Origin of the sequence: Devosia sp. RR2S18 (assembly GCF_030177755.1) — a bacterium.
Classification (GTDB): domain Bacteria; phylum Pseudomonadota; class Alphaproteobacteria; order Rhizobiales; family Devosiaceae; genus Devosia; species Devosia rhizosphaerae.
In genome coordinates this window covers 1,977,533-1,995,253 of sequence record NZ_CP126539.1, presented here as the reverse complement: position 1 = coordinate 1,995,253, position 17,721 = coordinate 1,977,533, and the positions used below count along the sequence as shown (strand labels likewise).

17 protein-coding genes and 1 pseudogene are annotated in these 17,721 nt (G+C 58.9%); 10 read left to right on the top strand and 8 right to left on the bottom strand.

Annotation, left to right across the window (positions count from 1 at the left end):
• Nucleotides 1-109: 109 nt before the first annotated feature.
• Both QOV41_RS09970 and QOV41_RS09965 read right to left on the bottom strand, forming a co-directional pair.
• Nucleotides 110-598, bottom strand: a complete 489-nt coding sequence (locus QOV41_RS09970) for a hypothetical protein (RefSeq protein ID WP_284576325.1) — start codon at nucleotides 596-598, stop codon at nucleotides 110-112.
• The gene (locus QOV41_RS09965) at nucleotides 595-1,581 is read right to left on the bottom strand and encodes a 3'-5' exonuclease (protein ID WP_284576324.1); all 987 of its coding nucleotides are present in this window, start codon (nucleotides 1,579-1,581) and stop codon (nucleotides 595-597) included. Before QOV41_RS09965 ends, QOV41_RS09970 begins: the two co-directional genes overlap by 4 nt.
• Nucleotides 1,582-1,972: 391 nt before the next feature.
• Between QOV41_RS09965 and QOV41_RS09960 the strand changes: the two genes are divergently transcribed.
• Nucleotides 1,973-2,113: a hypothetical protein gene (locus QOV41_RS09960; RefSeq protein WP_284576323.1), complete on the top strand. Its 141-nt coding sequence runs from the start codon at nucleotides 1,973-1,975 to the stop codon at nucleotides 2,111-2,113.
• Between the two features lie 267 nt (nucleotides 2,114-2,380).
• Here the strand turns inward: QOV41_RS09960 and QOV41_RS09955 are convergent, their stop codons facing one another.
• Nucleotides 2,381-2,725 (bottom strand): DUF4440 domain-containing protein, encoded by a 345-nt coding sequence (locus tag QOV41_RS09955; protein WP_284576322.1) that lies wholly within the window; start codon nucleotides 2,723-2,725, stop codon nucleotides 2,381-2,383.
• A gap of 93 nt (nucleotides 2,726-2,818) precedes the next feature.
• Here QOV41_RS09955 and QOV41_RS09950 point away from each other — a divergent pair, with 93 nt between their 5' ends.
• Nucleotides 2,819-3,151, top strand: coding sequence for an ArsR/SmtB family transcription factor (locus tag QOV41_RS09950; RefSeq protein WP_284576321.1), 333 nt, complete (start codon nucleotides 2,819-2,821; stop codon nucleotides 3,149-3,151).
• Complete coding sequence (locus QOV41_RS09945) at nucleotides 3,138-4,001, top strand: SRPBCC domain-containing protein (protein WP_284576320.1); 864 nt, start codon at nucleotides 3,138-3,140, stop codon at nucleotides 3,999-4,001. The genes QOV41_RS09950 and QOV41_RS09945 overlap by 14 nt, the downstream gene beginning before the upstream one ends.
• Before the next feature lie 85 nt (nucleotides 4,002-4,086).
• Here the strand turns inward: QOV41_RS09945 and QOV41_RS09940 are convergent, their stop codons facing one another.
• The 4 genes from QOV41_RS09940 to QOV41_RS09925 form a co-directional block, all read right to left on the bottom strand.
• On the bottom strand, nucleotides 4,087-4,485 hold the full coding sequence (locus tag QOV41_RS09940) for a response regulator (protein WP_284576319.1): 399 nt from the start codon (nucleotides 4,483-4,485) through the stop codon (nucleotides 4,087-4,089).
• The gene (locus QOV41_RS09935) at nucleotides 4,482-6,590 is read right to left on the bottom strand and encodes a PAS domain-containing sensor histidine kinase (RefSeq protein ID WP_284576318.1); all 2,109 of its coding nucleotides are present in this window, start codon (nucleotides 6,588-6,590) and stop codon (nucleotides 4,482-4,484) included. Before QOV41_RS09935 ends, QOV41_RS09940 begins: the two co-directional genes overlap by 4 nt.
• 351 nt (nucleotides 6,591-6,941) lie before the next feature.
• Nucleotides 6,942-8,600, bottom strand: coding sequence for a PAS domain-containing hybrid sensor histidine kinase/response regulator (locus QOV41_RS09930; RefSeq protein WP_284576317.1), 1,659 nt, complete (start codon nucleotides 8,598-8,600; stop codon nucleotides 6,942-6,944).
• A gap of 15 nt (nucleotides 8,601-8,615) precedes the next feature.
• Nucleotides 8,616-9,404 carry an alpha/beta fold hydrolase gene (locus tag QOV41_RS09925; RefSeq protein WP_284576316.1) on the bottom strand — a complete coding sequence of 263 codons (789 nt, stop codon included), beginning with the start codon at nucleotides 9,402-9,404 and terminating at the stop codon, nucleotides 8,616-8,618.
• Between the two features lie 217 nt (nucleotides 9,405-9,621).
• On the opposite strand from QOV41_RS09925, the gene QOV41_RS09920 reads away from it, so the two are divergent.
• The 3 genes and pseudogenes from QOV41_RS09920 to QOV41_RS09910 form a co-directional block, all read left to right on the top strand.
• On the top strand, nucleotides 9,622-9,897 hold the full coding sequence (locus tag QOV41_RS09920) for a hypothetical protein (RefSeq protein WP_284576315.1): 276 nt from the start codon (nucleotides 9,622-9,624) through the stop codon (nucleotides 9,895-9,897).
• A gap of 172 nt (nucleotides 9,898-10,069) precedes the next feature.
• Nucleotides 10,070-10,327: a hypothetical protein gene (locus QOV41_RS09915; RefSeq protein WP_284576314.1), complete on the top strand. Its 258-nt coding sequence runs from the start codon at nucleotides 10,070-10,072 to the stop codon at nucleotides 10,325-10,327.
• Between the two features lie 244 nt (nucleotides 10,328-10,571).
• Nucleotides 10,572-10,780, top strand: a pseudogene (locus tag QOV41_RS09910) (hypothetical protein); the annotation flags it as partial.
• Here the strand turns inward: QOV41_RS09910 and QOV41_RS09905 are convergent.
• On the bottom strand, nucleotides 10,698-11,981 hold the full coding sequence (locus QOV41_RS09905; protein WP_284576313.1) for a phospholipase D-like domain-containing protein: 1,284 nt from the start codon (nucleotides 11,979-11,981) through the stop codon (nucleotides 10,698-10,700). The pseudogene QOV41_RS09910 and the gene QOV41_RS09905 sit on opposite strands and share 83 nt — an antisense overlap.
• Nucleotides 11,982-12,355: 374 nt before the next feature.
• Here QOV41_RS09905 and QOV41_RS09900 point away from each other — a divergent pair, with 374 nt between their 5' ends.
• The 4 genes from QOV41_RS09900 to QOV41_RS09885 all read left to right on the top strand — a co-directional run bounded on the left by QOV41_RS09900 (nucleotide 12,356) and on the right by QOV41_RS09885 (nucleotide 17,578).
• Entirely contained in the window at nucleotides 12,356-13,087 is a 732-nt protein-coding gene (locus QOV41_RS09900) for a sulfite exporter TauE/SafE family protein (RefSeq protein ID WP_284581155.1), read from the top strand.
• Nucleotides 13,088-13,754: 667 nt separating this feature from the next.
• Nucleotides 13,755-14,342 (top strand): DUF4893 domain-containing protein, encoded by a 588-nt coding sequence (locus QOV41_RS09895; RefSeq protein WP_284581153.1) that lies wholly within the window; start codon nucleotides 13,755-13,757, stop codon nucleotides 14,340-14,342.
• A gap of 271 nt (nucleotides 14,343-14,613) precedes the next feature.
• Nucleotides 14,614-17,004: a LysM peptidoglycan-binding domain-containing protein gene (locus QOV41_RS09890; RefSeq protein ID WP_284581152.1), complete on the top strand. Its 2,391-nt coding sequence runs from the start codon at nucleotides 14,614-14,616 to the stop codon at nucleotides 17,002-17,004.
• Between the two features lie 82 nt (nucleotides 17,005-17,086).
• A complete protein-coding gene (locus QOV41_RS09885) occupies nucleotides 17,087-17,578 on the top strand; it encodes a hypothetical protein (protein WP_284581150.1) in 492 nt (163 codons plus the stop codon).
• The last annotated feature ends 143 nt before the right edge of the window (nucleotides 17,579-17,721 follow it).

The following is a 17,721-nucleotide window of genomic DNA, read 5'->3' as shown; positions in this document are numbered from 1 at the left end:
GCGGCCGGGATGGTGCGTCCCTACGATCTACAACGGCACCGCAGACGAGGAGAAGCCTCCAAGAGGCTGCTCCGCGGAGGGCGATGTTGAACCCGAACATCTACCTGCATCAACAAGATGAGCACTGCCCTGCTGCTTCAGGCGCATCAACAAGCGTAAGGATTTGGCGTCCTGCCGGCGTAAGGCAAGCACGGCGGCGGGCGTAACCGGTATCTCTCCACTCCACCCACCCTCGCAATCCCATGCGTCGACAGACATCGATCATGTGCGACGGAATCTGGTCCAAGCGGTAGCCAGTCTCATTACCGGCGAGGAAACGAAGCAGCCCAATCTGCGGTTGGGTTAGCCGAACAACCGGCACTTTCGAGAGATACCCCCTGCCCCGGACCTGCTGGCCTAAGTTCGTCAGGACGATTGCAACGCGGCGTCGCGAGCCGACCGCCATGTCCGCCATGCCAAGTTTTGCAAGTTCCTGGTAGCACACGATTTCAGGATAGCTCAGACCGTCCATCGCAACCCCACCTTCACTGCCGGCCAGCCGGTCGACCAGTGCAATCTGGGACGGGGTGAGCTTGTAAACGGCGATTGGCTTGCTCATGCCCGAAATCGGTCCTGCGCCGTCAGTCGGACGCACAGTGGTTCGGCATCTTCCCATTGGTAGATTTCGCGGCGCAGATAGGCGAGCTCTTCCTCATGAAGCGCTTCTTCTATCTCGATCCACCACGCCTTCGGCCTGCCGTCGCTTCCATCTGACCAGCGATATCCCCTTGCCTTCAAGTGATCTTTCATGTCGAAGGGCGCGTTCTCGGCGAAGATCCGCATCCGACAACGGGCACTGGACCGAATGAGCTCCGCTAATGGTGTTGTTCCGTTCACCGTGGGACGGGCAAGCACCTCCAGAAGAGCATGGCAGTCGTCGACAGCTCGGTGCCCCTCGTGGAAATGGCCTGATTGTCCGACCAGGTAGCCGAGCTTGTTGCCCTCGAAGCCGCGGTCTGCCCATCCGATTTCAGACACCGAACACGCCCAACCCTTTGGAACAAAAGATGGGGAGAGCTTCTCGCAGAACGGGCGGTCAAACTTGGCGTTGTGGGCAATGACCAGATGAGCCGGTTCGATAATCGCCTCGAGAGCCGCCAGATCGATCTCTTGTCCGGCGACCATCGCATCGGTGATACCGGTCAAGCGGGTAATCTCTGGCGGGATCGTTTGTGAAGGCTCACGCAACCCGCCGTACACCCCCACGACATCACCCATGTTTCCGTCATGATCATACGTGAAGGCGACGGCCCCGATCTCGATCACTTCATGCATTGCATGCTGTAGACCTGTCGTTTCGGTATCGACCAAAACAGCCAAGTTCGGGAATATGCTGCTGGCACGCGGAATGATCGGGCGGCTAACCAGCTTTCGGAGCACCCGATAGTCTCCGGTATCTTCCAGCCGTTTTGCTGCCGCCTCGGAATCCCACGTCTCATCGATCAGTGCGGGTGCTGGTCGTTTCTTTGGCTTTGGACGAGGTGACTGCCTGTAGCCGGGAGCCTCATCAAAGAGGTCGAATTGGGCAGGAGCCATCTTCATGTTGCCCTTTCATTTCCCAGGCTTCTTATGTCGGTCTGCTCCTACCACGTGAGCACGGCTTCAAGAAGTCGGCACGAGTTGTCGACACTGGTGCCTCCATCGAGAACATCTCGCAGCTTGTTAAGCTAGTTGAGCTAGTGGCCGTGCCACCCGGCGACGCTGGACTGTTGCTCCAGTACCTCAGAACAGTCGCCCCAACCGGGCAGGCCGCACTCGTGAGTTGATCCGCTGCCCGGAACTGTCATGGTTCGGGCCTGGACCTCCACCCGGGTGCTCGCATGAACTTCATTGACCCGAACCGACCTCAGAGAGAACCTCGATCTGCCACTATCTCGTGGTCTCGATAGATGGCGCATGGTGGGTAGACTGCGAAGGCAAACCTTTTGGGCCGATGGCGACCAAGGACGAAGCGATCAGCTCCACGGTCAAGCTGATCGAAGCCTTTGGGGATCCGAATAGGCCGGCGGACATCTGGGCTCCGGACGAGAACGGCAGGAGCAAGCTGGTCTGGAAACGCGGGGCAGTTCGGTAGCGTCCGTAAGTGGCGTTTGGGCCGAAGGGCAAATACACTACTGCGTTCCGATGAGTTTCACTGTCTCGAATTGGCTGCTAGCTCCCACCCTCGGCATCTCTTCTGTCTAGGTTGGGGCCGTCTCCGGACGGGCCCATCTGAGAACTCTCAGAGGATAGCTGCCATTGCCCAGACGGCGTTCCTCCGGCAGCAACCCACCCCATGCCCGCCATTCAGCAGCTGTTTTCCAGTTCCGAAAGCTGCCATTTGGAGGCCCACCTCCAGAGGTTAGTTGGCGAGCGTTTGCTGATGCTGCACCAGCAGCCAGTCCTCGCCGACAGCACGGTAAGTGGACGTGCAGAAGCAACGATAGGGCAGCGAACCTTCACGCTGGCCCTCAGCGGTGTAACCTAGCACCACGACATCTTTGCCGGCTCGACTCACCGTGCGGTCCATCATCTTGACGGTGGCCCAGCGTGCAGCCCCTTTAAGGCCTTTGAGGATAGCTGCAAACCCCAGCACCCCTATCCCGGGAAAAGCCATGAGGCATGCGGGGTCAACAATCTCCTCGTAAGCAGAAACGCCGTCGAGCCATAGCCGCTCTTCCAGTTTCCAGGCCATCTCATCGTTCATCATGATCTCCTAGTGCTTCCAGTCTCCGCGGTTAAATCAACGTCGTCACTCAAGGGACATTGACTACGCGAAGTGGCGACAATATGAAACCTTATGGTATCATTTGACCTCGACGCAACCTTCACCTCCTTGGCCGACCCTACACGTCGGGCCATGCTTCTCGCCCTTAAAGGCGGAGAGAAGTCCATAGCCGAGCTTGCTCAACCTCACGCCATGACGCGCGCAGGGGCAGCAAAACACCTGGCCATGCTTGAAAAGGCTCAGCTCATCGAGAGACACAAGGTCGGCCGGAAACAGATGTGCCGTTTGCGGCCCGAGCCCCTGCGCCACGCCGGAGGGTGGCTTCATCAGTGGGAGGCGTTCTGGAACGAGCAATTGGACTCTCTGGAAGCTGCGTTGCAGGAGGACGCAAGTGGACAAGATTAGTGCGTCCGAACTGGTGCTCCACCGTGTACTTGAGGCCCCACTCGAGAGGGTCTGGAGTTTCATCGTCGATCCTGCACTACGGTCCAGATGGTTCATGTCAGGTGCGAGCGACCTGCGCCTCGACGGGCAACTCGGCCTCACAATGAAGCACCACGAGCTCTCGGACCGGGCTGTGCCGACGCCAGCGGAGTACCAGGCAGACATTGACGCAAGCTGGACGGAAACGATCACCCTGTTCGAGCCACCGCACGCAATTGGCTTCACCTGCGAAGGCGGACGAGGCGGAGAGGTCATCATCCGACTTTATGCTGAAAGTGAACGCCGCACTCGGCTCATTCTCGTCCACTCAGGGCTCAGAAGTGATGCCGATGCGATCAACTTCGGTGGTGGGTGGCACGCCCATCTGGCGGCACTGGCGCTTCGGCTCGTTGGCAGCTCTGTCGAGGATTTCTGGGGTTTGTTGCGCGAAGGAGAAGAGGCAATGCAGGATGAACTGGGCAAACAAGGCGCTCTGCGCCCGGGCCACAATATCGCGATAAAGGTGCCACTGCACCGGTGGGAGGACACTGTTTCCTTCTACCGGGACCGAGTAGGGCTGGAGGTGGTCAAGACGCTTGACGACAGCATAGGCCTTCGCTTCGGCGAGATGACCTTTTGGATCGATCGGGTGCCCCACCAATCGCAGGTGGACGTTTGGCTGGAACTGTTCTCCGACGATCCCGACGCCGCACTGGCGACATTGAAGAGCCCCCAACGCGATGAGCTGGAAGCCCTCACAGGAGTAGTGGGGCACTGGACGTCAGATCCTGCGGGAACGGTGTTGTTGGTTCGCCGGGAGACGGGCTCTTGAAGCAGGGCTCCCATCGCCCTCAGACCTACAGGCGGGTCATTCTCGTAGCAGGACTGATTTCTTGCATGCACGATGTGGGGACAGCCTACAGCTTGGAGGGTGGCTCGGGCACTTGCTTGCCGAGAGCCGAGCAAGCCCGCTCAAGTGCATCTGCTAAGGCGATCTGCGTGAATGGCTTCTGAACCACAGGTACGGTTGGATAGACGTCTCTCACCCCCGATAAACCATAGCCCGATGCGAACACGACAGGGACTCCGCCCCTTATCAAGAGCTCGGCAATCGGGAAGCTCTTCTCGCCGTTGAGGTTTACGTCAAGTATGGCCAGATCGGGTTGAGCCTGCTCAGCGGCCTTGATGCCCGCCGTCAGATTGGATGCAACCGCAGCCACCTCGTAGCCGAGATCCCAAAGCATATCTTCGACAAGCATTGAAACAAGCTGCTCATCTTCCACCACGAGCACCTTCAGACCATCGGGACTGCTCATGTGGTCGCGGCCATGGCTCGCGTAGTTTTCTGCAACGGAAACTCTATTTGGCAGACAAGTCCGTTAGCGTCGTATTCGACCTTCACCTGCCCGTTCATATCCCGAGCGAGGCCGACTTCCAGCAACCTCGATCCAAAGCCCCTCCGTGAGGGTTCCCTTACAAGAGGACCATTCCTTTCCTGCCAGCTTAAGCGTAGACTATGTTCTTGGTTCCCCCTGGGGACAAGCTCCCACGCTACCGACACTGATCCGCTATCCATAGACAGTGCGCCATGCTTGAGCGCGTTGGTGGCCAGTTCGTGCAGAGCCATTGATAGGGATAGGGCTTGTCGTGGCGTCAGCCGAACTTCAGGACCCCTAACCGATATGCGAGCTCCAGTTGTTTGGAACGCCGAAACTGCTTCATCGATGATCTCATGTAACCTGGCGCTGCCCCAAGTTTCTCTCGTGAGCACGTCATGAGCGCGAGACAACATGATTAGCCGACCCTCGATGCTGTTCCGGGCTCGGGACGGGTCAGGCTCGTTTCTCAAGGTTTGAGCAACAATCGATTGTACCGTTGCCAACGTGTTCTTCACCCGGTGATTCAGCTCATCGATCAAGATGCGTTGCTGCTGCTCTGCTTGCTTCTCGGCGCTGATGTCACGCACTTCAATGATGGTGCCGACGGTCTTGCTCTGGGCGTCCTGGATAGGACTAGCTGTAAAGGCCACCGGATAAAACGTGCCGTCCTTGCGGACGAAGATGTCCTCGCCTGTGGTCTGATGGCGCTCTGGGAACGCCCGGTCAATTGGGCACTCTTCAATTGGGTAGTGAGTTCCATCAGGTCGGGTGTGATGGATAAGGCTGTGCAGCGTGTGCCCCTCCGCTTCCCCTAGGGTAAAACCGGTCAACTTTTCTGCCGCAGCGTTCATGTAGACGCATTCCTGGCGATCATTCATGAGGAATACCGAGACGGATGCGTTGTCGAGGACGGCATTCAGGCGGAGCTGTGTCTCGCGGAGCGCCTCTTCGCTTCGTCTGATCGGAGTTATGTCGCGGGAAACGGAGAGGAGCCGCTCGACCTCTCCCTGGGGGCCACGGATTGGGCTGACCACGACGTCCCACCAACGGGGCGTACCCTTCATTGTAGGTGTGGGCCCCTGAAATCTGGCAGTGCCGCCCCCGAGAGCTGTCTCTACTGCCAGGTTGGCATCGATCTGCTGGGGACCAGACCAGAAGTCCCGCCAGTCACGGCTCTCAATGGCCCCGAAGTCATCAACCTCCATCACCTTCATGCCGCCTTCACTCATGAAGCGGAGCTGAGCTTTGGTGTCGAGAACCTTGATGCAGTCCGTGGAGCTTTCCAGGATACGGCGCGTGAACTCCTCGCTTGAGCGAAGCGCCTCCTCGGTGCGGACGTTCTCCGTAACGTCAAAGCCTTCGACGAAGATGCCGGTTACAACTCCGGCTTCATCTTTCACTGGCTGGTAGATAAAGTTGAGAAAGAGCTGCGCCGGTTCACCGACGGCATGCGGCGCAAGCAAGATCGGAACCGATCGGCCGAGGTAGGGAGCACCGGTCTGGAAGACCTGATCTAACAGTTCGTAGAACCCCTGCCCCTCCACTTCAGGAAGTGCGTCTCGCACCGTCTTTCCGATGACGTTCCTTTGCCCTATCATCCGCAAATAGGCGTCGTTAGCCAGCTCAAAGACATGCTCAGGCCCGCGCAGCATTGCCATAATGCCGGGTGCCTGCTGGAATAGCTGGCGCAGGCGCTCCCTCTCACCCCGGTGCTGCTGCTCATTGAGAACCTTGCCGGTCGTCTCGGTCACGGCGCAGAAGAGTCCAGCGACTTCACCACTGTCCGCCCGTAGCGGAGTGTAAGAGAAGCTAAACCAAGCCTCTTCCGCATAGCCGGCCCTCTGCATGGGAATGCAAAGATCTTCTACCCATATCGCTTCCCCCTTCAGCACCGAGTCTACAAGAGGTCCGATTTGCCCCCAGATGTCCGACCAAACCTGCTCAAAAGGCTGCCCAAGTGCATCTGGATGCCTTTTGCTAAGGACTTCGGCGTAAGCATCGTTGTAGAGGAAGACGAGCTCCGGCCCCCAGGCGATAAACATCGGCTGCTTGGAGGCGAGCATGAGATCCGAGTACAGGCGGAGAGATGTCGGCCATGCCTCCCGCCCGCCCAGTGAGGTCCCGTCCCAAGCGTAACTCGTTATGACTGACCTCATCCCCCCAATCCGCTCCTCAGACAAGGACACAAGGTCGCCAACGGGTGACTGGAGCAAATTCGTTCATCCTGATCGGGTGGCAGCTGACGGGGAGGTGCCCCACCCCAATCAAGCGCGAACTCCTGAAGAAGGTGTTAGTTCCACCGGAAGATGAAACTGTTTTGCTCCTCCTTCGTGCAGCGCCAGCCGCCCCGCACACCCGGCTCAGCCAAGCTTGACTGCTGAGTAGACGCGACCTTATGGACCGGTAATGGCCTGGCGGACCTTGGCGGCAAGAGCGTGCACCGAGTACGGCTTGGTGAGTAGCAGCACCCCAGGATCGAGCCGTCCGTGATGCACAATAGCGTTGCGCGTATACCCTGTTGTGAAGAGAACCTTTAGATCTGGACGAGATTGCCGCGCACGGTCAGCCAGTTGCCGCCCGTTCATCCCATTGGGAAGGCCAACATCAGTGAACAGAAGTGCTGTTGTGGGGTGCTGCGCAAGCAAATCAAGCGCTTGATGCCCATCACCGGCCTCCAGCACTTGGTACCCCAGCTCCCGCAATGCCTCCGCTCCGAAATTGCGGAGTTCTGGCTCATCCTCGCAGATCAGGATTGTTCCACTGCCGGTCTCAGCAGCGCTCTCCCGGAGTTCGGGATCAGCGAGCACCTCTTCCGAACTCGCACGGGGTAGATAGAGCTTCACACTGGTTCCCTGTCCCAGCTCGCTATAGATGCGGATGTGGCCCCCGCTCTGCCGAATGAAGCCATAAACCTGGCTCAGCCCTAGCCCAGTGCCTTTACCGGCTTCCTTGGTAGTGAAGAATGGCTCGAACACCTTTGAAATCATCGCTTTGTCCATACCGGTTCCTGTGTCGGAGACGGCGATGAGCACGTACTGACCAGGAGGCACTGGTTCGTCGAAGGATGCTAGATAGGGCTCGTCCAGATAGATGTTGCTCGTCTCAATGGTGAGTCTGCCACCCTCTGGCATGGCATCGCGGGCGTTGACAGCCAAATTGACCAGCGCATTGGAAAGTTCAGAAGGGTCGACAAGTGCCGGCCAAAGGCCGGCATATTCCACAGCCTCGAAGGACACAGCCTCACCAAGGGTGCGGTGCAGCAGGTCAGACACTTCCCGCAGCAGCTTGTTGATGTTGAGGGGCTTGGGGTCCAGAGGCTGCCGGCGCGAGAACGCGAGCAGACGCGATGTCAAGCTTGCCGCGCGCTGGGCACCGATAGCTGCCATGTTGCGGGCGCGCAGAATACGCTTCTTTGGCTCACTCTCAGGCAGCAATTCGATCTGCCGGTTGATCGTGTCTAGACCGCCGATGATAACCGTCAGAAGATTGTTGAAGTCGTGCGCAACGCCTCCGGTAAGCTGGCCGATTGCCTCCATCTTCTGGGCCTGCCGCAGCCTTTCTTCTGCTTCGAGCCGCTCCTCGACGGCTTCGCGGACACGGACCTCCAGGAAGGCATTCAGCTCCTTCAATGCTGCACTTGCAGCCTGAGCCTCGGCACGGGCGTCCAGGAGCTCGCGCTCATAACGCCGCCGGTCGGTAGCGTTGAAGATGGTGATCCGAAGGAACTTCGGTCCGTGCTCGTCCCGGGCTTCTGCGGCATTCACAAGCACCGGGAGCGACTGGCCACCCGCACTTACGAGATCAAGCGCAACTTCGTTGAAGAACCCCTGCATCCGCAGCAGGGGAGCGAAATGGGTCTCGTAGTAGATCTTGCCGGCGATGTTCAGCAGATCCTGAAACCGCTTTCCAGTCAGGGCAGAAGTATCAGTGCCGATCCAATCGGCCAATGTGGTGTTGGCCCGGATGATCCGGCCGCTGCTGTCGGCGATCACATAGCCGCAGGGCGCTCGCTCAAAGAGGTCAACGAACTCTGAGGTCGGGAGAACATCCACAAGAAGCGTCCCCACCTAGAGGAATGCTTTGATCGCTGCGGTGGTCTCGTCCGGCGCGCTGAGGTTGGGGCAATGGCCAGTCGCCTTCAGAACGACGAGTTCGCTGTTTGGCATGTGGCGATGCACATACTCGCCGACCTCAACTGGAGCTATGACGTCCTCGCTGCATTGGAGAACCAGCGTCCGCACCGCAACGCCTTCTAGATCGGCGCGGTTGTCGGAGGTGAAGGTGGTCCTTGCGAAGTGCTTGGCAATCTCCGGGTCTGTGCGGCAGAAGCTATTGGTGAGTTCATCCCCAAGTTCTGGCCGATCCGGGTTGCCCATGATGGTGGGGGCCATGGCCTGCGACCAACCCATGTGGTTGGAATCGAGAAAAGCCAACAGCTCCTCGATCTGCTCTGCGGTGAACCCGCCGATGTAATCACCCTCGTTGATGTATCGGGGCGAAGGCCCGACGAGAACAAGCGTGCCGAAGAGTTCGGGGGCGGCTTTGGCTGCAAGCACGCCAATCATGCTGCTCACGGAGTGACCGACAAATACAACATCGGTGAGCTCGAGCGCGCGGCAGATCTCCACAACGTCGTTGGCATAGCCATCCAGAGTTGAGTACTTCTCACGAGAATAGGCATCTCGATCGGAGTGACCTGCCCCAACATGGTCAAACAGCACGATCTTAAAATCTTCTTCGAAGGCGGGCGTGACCAAGCGCCACATGTTCTGATCGCAGCCGAAGCCATGGGCAAACATGATCGGCCTGGAGCCACGGCCATGCACCGTCACGTTGTTGCGCTCGAGTACGGACATCAGATCTCTCCTCGACAATGACGCAGTTGAACGCTTTGCATAGGGGGCGCTGGAGCGCGGAGCAACAGGAAAGCCCCGGTTGCACACGAAAGGCAGGCGGCGGCTGTGAAATATCCGGCGGACGCTTGCTGGACCACACCTACTGACTGGGTGCTGACGGCTGCGGTCCGAGTCCGGTCATTGGTGACGTGCTAGCCTCCTCGACGGAGGAGGTTTCATGCTTCGTCTGTTCTGTTCCCTTTTGGTGTGCCTGATGCCCGCTGCGGCGGCCGCCGAACAGCGCATGGTTTTTGTCGACGCCTCTTCAATCGTCAGGGAGATCGCCGAAGCGATCGGAGCCGATTACGTCGGGTTGCCACGACAAGTTCAGCTTTCGGCTGAAGATGCTGCGGCTGCGTGCGGTTTAGAGCCCCTGACGCTCACCGCCAGATGCAGCGCGGTGCTCGCCACTCCGGAGCTGGTCCAGGCGATGGGAGATGGACTGCCTGAATAACCAGGTAGCGCGAAGCTGCTCTCTTTTTAGCGACCAAAATTAACCGCTTGGTTAGCAGAGCCGTGGAGGTACCGTCGCGATTGCGGGGAGAAGTCCGAGCTGCAGCCTCGACCGGCAGGGACCGAAGAGCTTCTCGGCGAACAATCTAGAGGTCAAGACCAGCGGTGCGAATTTGCGTAAGAGAAAACTCGAACCGCTGTCCGGTGTGTGGCGCTTTACCCGAGAAGATCGCACCATTTGCGGTGGGCAGGCCTTCCGCTACAAACTCCAGGTGGTCGCTCCCCAGAAGGGCAACACCGCCGGTATCGGTATGCCGGAGCGTCGTCACCGTGACTCGGAGCTGCCCGCCACGTTTGGTCAGTTTACCATAGTAAGCCATGCCGCTGTCGCCGCCAGCGAAGCTGTCGCCAGTTATGGTCACAACGCCTGAAGCTTGTTTCCCTTGGTATCTGAAGCGCACTCCATAGAGGCCGCTCGGCAGGATAGACCTCCCTGCTCCTGAACTCTCCTCATTCTCGGTGGCCGGTCGCCGCTCAGTATTTCTGCCCACCTCCATGGCATCCTCCTTCTGAGAAAACGACGGACCGAGCCTTCAGTTGCGCAGCAGCATTGCCCACCCCGCGAAGCACATGCCCAAGCAAAGTTTTGAAGTCCTAAGCGCTTGCGACGGTGATAACTTCGGTCCGCGACTGAAGAGGTCGAAGGACCTCACTCCACACGAGTTCATCCGCAAGCAGTGGACTGCAGACCCAGACCAATTCATCACAGATCCGATCCAACAAATGCCGGTACCAAAACAGTTAGAGCTGTACCCGCAGCGTACTGGCGAGCCAGTCGGTCAGCTTCTGCCACGCGGGCCGGCTCTCCCAATGCTCGAGCGTGATTAGAGTTGAGCGCTCAAGGTCCTGCTCGAAGATGCGGATCTGTTGGTCTGCGAAGTCACCGCCGTATACGTTGAGATTGGCCTCATCATTGAGCCGAAACGAGCGTTCATCGAAGTTGGCGGAACCGATTGAGGTCCAGCTCTCGTCGACGATGGTGATCTTGGCGTGATACATCGTCGGCTCATATTCGTAGAAGTTCACCCCGGCTTCCAGCAGATCTCCCCAGAAGTGCCGAGAGGCAGCCCGAACGAAGTCTTTGTTGGTATGCTTGCCTGGAACGAGGACGTCGACGGTTACGCCGCGTTGGCGAGCAGCCAGCAGTTGAGCGATGGCGATTTCGTCTGGCACGAAGTAAGCTGTTCCGATGCGGATGTGGTCCTGTGCCGCGGCAAGTGCAGTCATCAGCATCACATGCATCACGTTGCGCGAACCAATGCTTGAGTAAACCAGCTGAGTGACGAGTGGCCCTGAGTCCGCGACAGGAGGGAAATAGAGGTCGCCCTGCAGGGGACGGCCCGTTGCCTCCAGCCAGTTGAAAGCGAAAGCGCCCTGCATGGACGCAACCACTGGACCTTGAACCCGATAGTGAAGCTCCCGGAACTCATCGGGGCTGCTGGCATCGCCGAGCCACTTGTCCGCGATACCGACACCGCCGATGAACCCGACAGTGCCATCAACGATCAGCAGCTTGCGGTGGGTGCGTGCGTTGAAGCGGTCCAACGTATACCACTCAATGGGTCTGAAGCGCTTTACCGTAGCGCCTGCCGCAACCATGGTCTCGATCAGCTCGTCCTCCATGGACACACTGCCCTGCCAGTCGAGAAGAACATTGACTTCGATGCCTGCCGCAGCCCGTTCCGCCAATGCCTCCGCAAAGCGGGAGCCGATCGAACCACTCCAATACACATAGGTCTCGAAGTTGATGGAGCGCTGAGCGCTTGCGATTGCGTCAAGCATGGCGGGGAAGATTTCCTCCCCATTCTGCAGCGTCGCAATGGTGTTGCTCTCGTAGAGATTGCCTCCGTGAAGAGCGAACATGGATCGGACGAACTCAGGAGACCCAGCTACCAGTTCCGTTTCGACGGGGCCTGCCAGCTCATGCGGCTCGGGAATCAGGATAACCGCTGCAATCGTGCCGAACACACCAGCGATCACCAGCGCTAATGCTACACCTAAGCTTTTCGAGAAAAAGCGCGCCACGAATCCCTCGGCTCTAGCTTGGCGGGAACCTAACGGCCCGCTCAGCAAAGTCGATGGGAAATCCCGCATTGTCGGTGCGGGTCATCCACCAAGGTCACAGTCACAAGTCTGGCCTGCCTTCCTACAACAATGCCGCTATCGCTCTGGTCTGCGTCGGGCCTGTTGCTTCGGTCAGTTTCAACATAGCGTAGCGGTCAAGTCTCGACCGCCACCGCAGCTATCGGCCGCAACGTTCAAGCGGATCAGGAATGCTCATCTGAGCACTGCTCCGGAGCGAGCCGAATTTTCTCTGGTGCCCACCCACATTAGTCGCTCTCTAGCTTTCAAAGACGACTAATCCGCTGGAGTATCTCTGCACCTACTGGAGTGCGGACGTGACACAAGACATTTTCATCTTCATAGCGATCGGCTTTGGGGCTCAGATCATCGACGGTGCCTTGGGAATGGCGTTTGGCGTCATCACGACCTCGTCGCTCCTGGCGTTCGGTGTTCCACCCGTAACCGCCAGCGCCCTGACCCATGTGACCGAAATATTCACAACGGCAGCGTCGGGGACCAGTCACGCCTTGCATCGAAATGTAGACTGGCGTCTGGTTGCGCGGCTCGCCCCTGCCGGCATGATCGGTGGAGCCATTGGTGCTTTCACGCTGGCGAACATCGATGCAGGTGCCATCGAACCCTTCGTCGCCATCTACCTTATGGGCATTGGGGGTTACATTCTGTTCAAGGCCTTTCGTCCACTCTGGCCACGTGACGTTCGCGACAGGCTTATTCCAGTGATCGGTTTCGGCGGCGGTGTGCTGGACGCAATGGGTGGTGGCGGCTGGGGTCCCATCGTAACGACATCGTTGGTCGGGAGAGGTCATGAACCAAAAAAGGTGATCGGCTCGACAAGCCTGACCGAATTCCTGGTCACACTCACTATCTCGATCACCTTTGTTCTTGCGATCGGCTGGACTGAGATCGCCAACGCTGCCGGCCTCATCATCGGCGGCGTCCTAGCCGCTCCGTTCGGTGCCATCCTGGTCAAGCGAATACCCGTCAGACCGCTGATGGTGGGTGTGGCGCTTGTGATCATCGTAACCTCAGGGATGCGTCTGCTTTGAACGACCGCGGCGAGGCGCAACTCGTGAAACGTAGTTCATCGGTTTTCGGGCAGTGAAAGACCTCATGTCTGCCGTTGCGCGACCAACTCATTTGTGGAGCTGCTGTTCGCCTCCACCCGACAACGAGCAGGCGTCCGCCTGGTAGGACCAGAACGGACCATCAGCGCTGTCCCAAGTGCGCACCTCGCTTGTCAGAAACAATCCTACATAGAAATCTGGAGCTTCTGGCAGAGCCGGTTACGTTCAGTACCGCGGGTGCCCTCTGCCCCGACCACGATGGCTCTCACGGGTTCTTCGAAAAACCGTCCGACCTTGTGATCCTTTCGGCCTCCAATTACGTTCCGCCGAAATACATAAGAGGTGCGCTCATTGGACGACGATCAGCGACCCGAGAAGAACTTCGGGCCTTCCACCAGAACTTTTATCGCGCTTGCAGTGATCCTAATGGGTCTACTGGTGGGCTTAGGGTGGGATGCTTGGGTTCCTTAGATCTCGGGCTGGGTCGAGAGCTTACGAGAGGTGACTCCGGGACAGCCGCAGCGAAACCCGCTCAGTCTTCCTTTGGGTCCGGAGATGGGCCGAGGTGATCACGAGGTTAGGCTAAGGGAAGTTTCGAGTAGGAACGCCAAGCGTTTACCCCCTCAACAAGCAACGAGGAACCCCAGCCATGCTGATGCGCAAAATAGTAGCGAGCGGACTAGCACTGCTCATGATCCAGCCCGCACTGGCTCAAGTGCAGCCCTGCGGAGCACCGGCAGATGCGGTAAACGCATCCGATGAGGAGCGGCTTGCTGGCATCGTCAAATCGCGCACGCGGGGTCTCGCCGCCGCGCTGCTCGCCGACCGTGCAGCGGATAGAGTCACCATCAGCGCCCTATACACCCCCGGATTTACCCCGACGAGCTCGCTACCGGACGGCGACTATCAATGCCGGACCATTAAGCTGGGCGGCATGCTTCCTGCCGTTGTCTATGACTACTTCAGCTGCCGGATCGGGGAGGAGGGCAGCTCGATCGCAAAGACCAGTGGCTCCCAGCGTTTCTCAGGCAGCCTTACCCCGTCCAATGGCGGCTTCTTCTATCGTGGCGCCCTTCACTTCGGCGATGAACAGCCCGTGCTCTATGGCAGTGACGGGGAGCGCAACCAGGTGGGATGTCTGTATCAGGTTGCCGGCGAAGAACAACGCTATGTGCTCGAACTGCCTAGCCCCATGTTCGAATCGCTCCATGATGTCGTTGAGTTGGTTGCACGGTAGCGGTGACTTGCGCCCCATAGCTTACCAAGACCGCATCAGAGAGCTGACGACCCATTGCTGATGCCACTGGCGGTAGCAGCCTACTAGCCGAACTCAAAATCGACGCCCCGTCGGCTCATGCAAGCAACAATCATCAGCGGCTTCTTCAATCAAGCTCAGCTGCGAGCGGCAGAGGGTCGCCAATGGTTAGGTTCAACCTTTAGCGACGAGCGTTGCGGCCCTGCAGATATTTTACGAATCTGCCTGAGATCTGATTGATTCGGAGGTCCAGATGACCGTCAGAGACGGCGGCTTTCGAGTTCACGTCGCAGGGATCACCACCTTCATCCTCATGGCAGCGATAGCGGGTGCGCTCTTAGGCTTGAGCTATTGGGCCGAGAACAAGGTGCGGGCCTCGCTCGAAGCGCGTACCGCGATCGAGCGTCTCCATCGGGCAATCGTCGAAGCCGAACGTGCCCAGCGAGCATACATTCTCACGCGCGACATCGACTATCTAGCAGACGCGAACGAAGCACGGGCCAAACTGGACGGGCTGGCTGACACGGTGCGCGCCGCAGTGGCACGCCGGGCAATCGAGGACGATCTGGTCGGCGGCTTGCTCCGGCTGATTGAACAGCGTGACGGGCAACTCGATGAAGCTCTCGAAGCCCTTCAAAGTGACGGGATGGAAGCTGCAGTCCGAGCGGTGCGAGAGAACGAGCTGAGGCGCACTTCGGCACGTATATTTGACGCAGTAGCGGCGATTGAAGAGGAGGAAAATCGCGCGCTTGCCGAGCGAGAGCGCTACGTGGGATTAGTAAGGGTGATGCTCCTTGTCGCCATCTTCGGCGTCACCGGAGCCACGCTCTTGTCGATCACTGCGAGGCTCAGGGCAGAGCAACGGCTCGCTGCAGGTTTGGAGCAGGCCAATCGAGATCTGGAGCATCGGGTTCAGGAACGCACGAGCGACCTTGCGATGGAGCGTGGCCGCATTGAGCATCTTTTGCGGGAGCTAAGCCATCGTGTCGGCAATAATCTCTCGATGGTCTCTTCCTTTCTGCTTCTTGAGGCGATGAAAGCCGAAGACGACAAAGTTCGCCGTGCTCTTGAGAATGCTCACCAGCGCATCCTTGGGATCGCCTCAGCACAGCGCCGGCTGAGGATCGACACCGATTCTGCGCATGTGGATGTGGCACCATACCTGGCAGCCATCGTTGAAGACGTCCGACAGACCCTGCCCGGTGAAGGCATCTCATTGGCCATTGAAGCGGAGGCCTTGCAGTTGCGTGGTGCTGATGCAGTGGCACTTGGCATTATCGTCAACGAGCTCGTAACCAACGCACTCAAGCACGCCTTCCCTGATGGTCACGGCTCGGTAGCAGTTTCGCTAGAAACGCAGGGCGGCTCCGTTCTGCTCGAAGTGAGTGACAATGGCAGCGGCTTTAGCGGCAATGAAGGGGCAGGCCTTGGCGCCTCCTCGTGCGTTCGATGGTTGCTGCACTGGAAGGCCGCGCGGCACGCACCATTGGAGGTGGTCCAAGACCAGGTACCCGATGGGTCATTCAATTCCCGCTTCGTACAGTGCCAGTCCATGCCGCACCGCTTCGGGCAGAAACAGGACCATAGGCGGTCATCTGCGTTCTTCTACAATCTTGGCCTTGCCGCCGCGCCAAGTTCGGAGCGATCAGTCTGCCGAGGGGCTGGCCATCTCGGTTGTTCAGACACCGTTCAGGCGTCAGGTGATCTGATCCGGTCTGGAATGCCGGGAGTTGAGATCATGTTGAAAAAGCTCTTTACCGCTGCGGCGCTTGCTGCTGTTTCTCTGGGCAGCGCAGGGGCCGTTGTTGCTCCTGCGCAGGCCCAGCCTGTCTGTGGCGCTACGGTCCGTGTTCAGCCAGGTGACACATTGTACGGCATCGCGTCGCGGTGTGGCATCCCGGCTGGGGAAATCATGCGCCTGAATGGCCTCTCCAACCCCAACTACATCCAGCTCGGCACGGTGCTGAAATTGAGGGGTGGCGCTCAGCCCTCCCCCACACCCTCGTCTGGACCAGCAGCGAGTGGCACTTACCGGGTGCGTGCCGGGGACACTTTGGCAAGCATAGCTCGGAGATATGACGTCAGCCTGAGTGCCTTAGCCTCAGCCAATCGAAATCTTCGCAACCCCAACCTGCTGCGCCCCGGCATGGTACTGCGCATTCCCAGCCATACCGAGCGCCCGCGCCCCGGCGGCACAAATCTCCCGACCAGAACCCTCTCAGGCACGCTCACCGATGAGGGGATCACCTGTCAGGCCATGCGCGGGGATGATGGGCGTCTCTATACGTTGATTGGTCCGATCGGGGCGTGGCGGGATGGTGACCGTATCCGATTGGTGGCCAACGCTGTCGACCGCTCCCTTTGTCAGCAAGGCACCACCCTGCAGGTGGTCAGTGTTCGCCCAGTTGAGCCCCCTGCCCCTGCACCTGACAACGACGTGGTGATCTTTGGCACTCTGACCGACGAGGGCGTAGAATGCCAAGCGATGAGGGACCATTCTGGTCGCCTCTACACCTTAACAGGTCGTTTGGGGAAAGTCGGTACAGGCGATACCGTGCAAGTGGAGGGTCGGCTGGCGGAGTTCTCGTTCTGCCAGCAGGGCACGACCATTGAGGTGGAGCAGATGGAGCTCGTTCGAGGCTGAGGACGCACTGCGGCTTTTCCATCGATCCGCTCACGCTGCGCTCCAGCTTTGTGATGTCTTGTAACGTACATTCGGAAAACCCATGCACAGACGCTTGATCCTTGCCGCCTGCTTGCTCCTGGTGACCTCTGCCAGCGCCAAGGAGTGGAAGTACGAAGGTGGCAGCGTACCCATCGCGTACTCCGACACTGCCAGCGCGCAATTCCAGTTCGCCTGCCGCGGGGGCGATCTCGCGATGGGCTTCTGGGTCCGGGAGCCACACTCCCAAGTCGCTGGCGCTTCGAGCATGAGTGTGGCCATCACTGCCGATCCGGAACCAGAGAGTAGAGTTACTGCTGCGAGCAGCAGCTTTGCCCAGGAGATGCCTCTCGTCCACATGGATGGAAGTTCGGTAATCGTGCGGGGGCCGGTGGCACGGGAGTGGGCCAGGATCGCTCAACGTGCCAGAAACCTTATCCGCATCGCTTTTGTGCGAACTGGTCCCCAGGACGGGTTGGAGGCATTCGACGCCACCGTGTTTGGCGCCAAGGGGTCGTCCGGGTCGATCCAAAAAGTACTGGATCAGTGCCGCTAGTCAGCGTTGCCCTCAGCTACCAAGCAGCTGCCAAACGCCTGTGCCTCCCTCAAACGTTCACGCACCTGTGTCTCCCCTTGTCACGGGCCAGCGAATGGGGTGAGCAATTCGTTAACTCCCGGCCCCGTAGCGTCGAGCATCTA

Excerpts from the sequence above, each read along its gene's own strand:
- QOV41_RS09970 (WP_284576325.1), bottom strand. The coding sequence starts at position 598 with ATGAGCAAGCCAATCGCCGTTTACAAGCTCACCCCGTCCCAGATTGCA.
- QOV41_RS09965 (WP_284576324.1), bottom strand. The coding sequence starts at position 1,581 with ATGAAGATGGCTCCTGCCCAATTCGACCTCTTTGATGAGGCTCCCGGC.
- QOV41_RS09960 (WP_284576323.1), top strand. The coding sequence starts at position 1,973 with ATGGCGACCAAGGACGAAGCGATCAGCTCCACGGTCAAGCTGATCGAA.
- QOV41_RS09955 (WP_284576322.1), bottom strand. The coding sequence starts at position 2,725 with ATGAACGATGAGATGGCCTGGAAACTGGAAGAGCGGCTATGGCTCGAC.
- QOV41_RS09950 (WP_284576321.1), top strand. The coding sequence starts at position 2,819 with ATGGTATCATTTGACCTCGACGCAACCTTCACCTCCTTGGCCGACCCT.
- QOV41_RS09940 (WP_284576319.1), bottom strand. The coding sequence starts at position 4,485 with ATGAGCAGTCCCGATGGTCTGAAGGTGCTCGTGGTGGAAGATGAGCAG.
- QOV41_RS09935 (WP_284576318.1), bottom strand. The coding sequence starts at position 6,590 with ATGTTTATCGCCTGGGGGCCGGAGCTCGTCTTCCTCTACAACGATGCT.
- QOV41_RS09925 (WP_284576316.1), bottom strand. The coding sequence starts at position 9,404 with ATGTCCGTACTCGAGCGCAACAACGTGACGGTGCATGGCCGTGGCTCC.
- QOV41_RS09920 (WP_284576315.1), top strand. The coding sequence starts at position 9,622 with ATGCTTCGTCTGTTCTGTTCCCTTTTGGTGTGCCTGATGCCCGCTGCG.
- QOV41_RS09895 (WP_284581153.1), top strand. The coding sequence starts at position 13,755 with ATGCTGATGCGCAAAATAGTAGCGAGCGGACTAGCACTGCTCATGATC.
- QOV41_RS09890 (WP_284581152.1), top strand. The coding sequence starts at position 14,614 with ATGACCGTCAGAGACGGCGGCTTTCGAGTTCACGTCGCAGGGATCACC.
- QOV41_RS09885 (WP_284581150.1), top strand. The coding sequence starts at position 17,087 with ATGCACAGACGCTTGATCCTTGCCGCCTGCTTGCTCCTGGTGACCTCT.